The following is a 3,642-nucleotide window of genomic DNA, read 5'->3' as shown; positions in this document are numbered from 1 at the left end:
CTGATCAGCGTGGTACTGCCGCTGGCAATGGCGTTGGCGGCCAGTGCGCCATCAATGGCAGCAAAGGTATAACTTACCCCCTTGTAAACGCCGAAAAGCCCTCTGGCTGCGCCGACGACAGGGATAAGCGACAAGACCCCAAACCCTATTTGCGCGACGGCTAATACGCGTGTCCAGAGTTTGTGCAGCGTTTTAGCCTGCTGATAGTGGCGAGCCAGCTCTTGTGCTGCTTGTGCCGGATCGAACAGGCCGGAAACCGTCCATTCGAACTGGGTCTGGGCAAGGCGTTGACCATCCGCGCCAATCAGCGGCTCCGTTTGATAGCGGGCGGACGTAAATGTCCAGAAGTAGATGCGTTTTTCCAGAAAGACACAGTTTGTCTGTTTACATGAGATCGTGGGACGCTCGGTGATGTCTCCGTGAGCCACCTCCATCAGAAAAGCAGGCGTAACGTGGGTTTCCGTTTCCATGTCGTCTTCCAGGCAGTGGAACACCAGCCCCTGAGCAGCCTGAAAAGCATGGAATTCGGCAAGGTAAGCGTCTCCGTACATCTCCCCCAATTGTTGGATCACTCGCTGCAGATAGGTATTACGAAAATTTTCGACGCGGTCGGTGATCCAGGGATTTTGGGTGAACCAGTCCGGCGTGGCGGCCTGATCGTGTGAGGGGATCCCCAGCCATTGATCGGCCTCCCGGGGGCCGTCGCTGCCGTTGAGGGAGAACGGTACGCCAAGTCCGGCGCAATCCGTACAAATCGATGCCGGACCGGGCACCTTCCCCTCCATCGCATCCTGAGACAATTGTTCATAGCTGGCGCTGAGGGCATTAGTCGTCATTGGGTGCCTCCTCCATGAGAATACGCTGGTGTCGTTGCAGAAATTGCAATAAGAAATGGCAGGTCTGGTATGGATCCGTTTTTCGATACAGCCCGTCATGCAATACGGTAAATAACGGGTTGCAGTAAAAGAAACGGCCAAAGTTCAATGCTAATAACACATGGTGGCCCAGACAAAGTAGCTGGTGCGGTTGGCCGGGGTAACAAGGGAGCCAATGTATCGCACAAGTAGCGGGACAACCGGAGATCCGCCTGTTTTCTTGCCAGGCGCTCCATGACGTCAAGATCGATAGAATTCAGTGCCATCAGGCCTCCTGACCAACGGGAGGGTCAAGCACAAGCCAGTTGTCCAGGTTCAAAGATCATGGGGCGCCCATTATGAATTGCTGAACCATCGCCGCCGGAAACCAGCGGAAACGTTCCTTTGTGAGCAGGACATTCCGCGTTATCGCCAAGCAGACATTGCGGAATGCCGTTAACCGGAAAACCGCTGGCTTCGATCATTTTCCCGCCCCCAGAATGAGCGTCTCCCAGACGAATCGCTCCACGTCCCGACATCTTCTTTCTCCTTGTTTTTATATTCCTGGCGGCAGCACCTGCGGATCACGCTGACGTACCACTTCAAGGAAACGGTCAAGCAACTCATCACGTTCGGTCACTTCACCGGGCTGGCAGGTAATAGCGGCATAGGGTGTTTGCATCAGCGGGTGGTCGATGTGGGCTGGATTAGATAGCCCTACGATTTCACGCAGACGGAGCACTGCCAGAATTTCAGTGGGGTGTACAGCAAGGAATACAGAGTTGAACTCGAATTGTTTAGCTTGCTGGTTGGCTTCGCGCTCGGTCACAGCAATACGCTCGACGTGGGTATCGCAGGCACTCAGAAGGACGGGCAGGAATTTATCCAGATCGGGTTCGCGCCAGTGCGCTACCAATTGGCCCCAGGCAGGGTCGCGTGGCAGCGCATGTTTGTCCAAATCAAGCGGTTTGCCCAGCCAGTCACCGATGATAGTCAGACCGAAGGCGGCGTAGCGAAGCGTGGAACTGATTGGAGGCTTGCGCCCATCATGAACGCCATACCCGCCGTCGAGACTATCGAAAATTGCTTTGTGAAATGGCTCTATAAACTTATGATTACCTGTGGCTATAGCTCCCAATATGAAATGGGTAAGAGTGTCGAGGCTATAAATGAATAGGCGATCATTTGTTTTCATGTCGTTAAGGTCTATCAATTGAGAATATATAAACCTTTTGAACGCATGTGCCATATGGATATTGGCTTTGTTTGCATTGTCAACAGTTGACAATAGGCTTTGCTTCACTTCCAACATGCCATGCTTGAATAAGTCAACAGTGGCTAGAGCAAGGTGCCCTTGTCCATTTACATAGTTTTCAACTCGATCACGCGGTAGAAAGCCATCTGTGGCCCACTCCCTAACTTGTGGCAAAATACTGTCGAGTCTACTTTTATCCTTTTTCATTGCGTCCTCTACCAGGTGTTAATCTGAATTCCAGAGCCATTCCCAACAGTTTTACTTAGTGCTCCTTGGGAGTCAAAAAATACTTGGGCATGTAGAAACTTGATTTTTCCTAATGCAACAGCGTCCTCAAGAGCATTGAGTTTATCTTGGACGTTGGGGTCAACTTCCAGCATTTTTGCTTTACTCCATCCTCCAGAATCTAATCCAATCTTCGCTTGGAGGTCAGCAACTTTACCTGCCCCTGTTCCCTGTGTCTTATTAAATCCAGGTGTCTTAGTCCCACCCAATGTGGCTTTGGTCTCAATCACCAGAAGCGTGTCTTCCGTGAAGTTTAGCGTCTGGGTCGGGGCGGGAGTGCCATTTGCCCCATCCATTGAATGCTGCATACTCTTCGACGTAGGCGACCGCACGGTCAGCGACGGCGGCGGCGGTACCCACACCAGCATATCCAGGCCTTGGCCGCTCTTGTTCGTCAGACCGAACCGGTTTGGTACACCCGCTTTATTACTGTAACCAAGAATACGCTGGGGATTGACGCCCCATTTTTCTACCATGCTCGCGGCCAGCGCCTCTTCACCCGCATCCCCCACCACTTTACAGATGCGTCCTATCACTTTCAGACTGCCCCCACGCTGGATAATCAGCATCGTCAGACGACTACGCAGCGTATTACTCATGACAAAGTAATTCGCCTTACCCGTCGCCGTGGTTAACGCAACCTGGCTACGATTGGTATCCAGTGACGGCCTGTCCCGCCATTCGATGTCACCGGTTTCGTCATGGCGTCCCGCAGGTCTACGGCCATGCAGTTCAATCGCCAGCGGCTCGCCGCTCTTATGTCCCCCCAGTCTGCGGCGCTCTTCTTCGCTGATGGCGTCTGTATCGAAACGGGCGCTGACGGGGACATCGCCCCGGATCTTGCGCAGAACCCAATACGCCCCGCCCAGTGCTGCAGGTGTCAGCATGACCAGATTGATGAACATAAACACCTGGCGGCCACGCTCCGCACCATCATTCGGATCGCATACGTTGCCCAGACTTTCAAAAAGGGCTTCACCGTGGTCGATCCCTTCACCGCTGATCAGCGTGGTACTGCCGCTGGCAATGGCGTTGGCGGCCAGTGCGCCATCAATGGCAGCAAAGGTATAACTTACCCCCTTGTAAACGCCGAAAAGCCCTCTGGCTGCGCCGACGACAGGGATAAGCGACAAGACCCCAAACCCTATTTGCGCGACGGCTAATACGCGTGTCCAGAGTTTGTGCAGCGTTTTAGCCTGCTGATAGTGGCGAGCCAGCTCTTGTGCTGCTTGTGCCGGATCGAACAGG

5 protein-coding genes are annotated in these 3,642 nt (G+C 53.5%); all 5 read right to left on the bottom strand.

Translation table 11 applies throughout. From position 1 onward, the window contains the following. A partial coding sequence (locus BIY29_RS19560; protein WP_170158986.1) for a hypothetical protein occupies positions 1 to 836 on the bottom strand: 836 nt, incomplete at its 3' end. 95 nt (positions 837 to 931) lie between these two features. Next, positions 932 to 1,141: a hypothetical protein gene (locus BIY29_RS20110; RefSeq protein ID WP_147437191.1), complete on the bottom strand. Its 210-nt coding sequence runs from the start codon at positions 1,139 to 1,141 to the stop codon at positions 932 to 934. Positions 1,142 to 1,165: 24 nt separating this feature from the next. Next, positions 1,166 to 1,393, bottom strand: a complete 228-nt coding sequence (locus BIY29_RS19555; RefSeq protein WP_121576676.1) for a PAAR domain-containing protein — start codon at positions 1,391 to 1,393, stop codon at positions 1,166 to 1,168. Positions 1,394 to 1,410: 17 nt separating this feature from the next. Beyond that, entirely contained in the window at positions 1,411 to 2,316 is a 906-nt protein-coding gene (locus BIY29_RS20465; RefSeq protein WP_205680389.1) for a hypothetical protein, read from the bottom strand. 8 nt (positions 2,317 to 2,324) lie between these two features. Continuing rightward, positions 2,325 to 3,642: hypothetical protein (locus tag BIY29_RS20340; RefSeq protein WP_121576675.1), on the bottom strand; the 1,318-nt coding region annotated here is incomplete at its 5' end.

It is taken from the genome of Brenneria alni, assembly GCF_003666245.1.
GTDB classification, from domain to species: Bacteria; Pseudomonadota; Gammaproteobacteria; order Enterobacterales; family Enterobacteriaceae; genus Brenneria; species Brenneria alni.
This window is presented reverse-complemented; position numbering and strand designations above follow the sequence as displayed.

Coding starts and splice junctions, on each gene's coding strand:
- BIY29_RS20465 (WP_205680389.1), bottom strand. CDS start 2,316: ATGAAAAAGGATAAAAGTAGACTCGACAGTATTTTGCCACAAGTTAGG.
- BIY29_RS19555 (WP_121576676.1), bottom strand. CDS start 1,393: ATGTCGGGACGTGGAGCGATTCGTCTGGGAGACGCTCATTCTGGGGGC.
- BIY29_RS20110 (WP_147437191.1), bottom strand. CDS start 1,141: ATGGCACTGAATTCTATCGATCTTGACGTCATGGAGCGCCTGGCAAGA.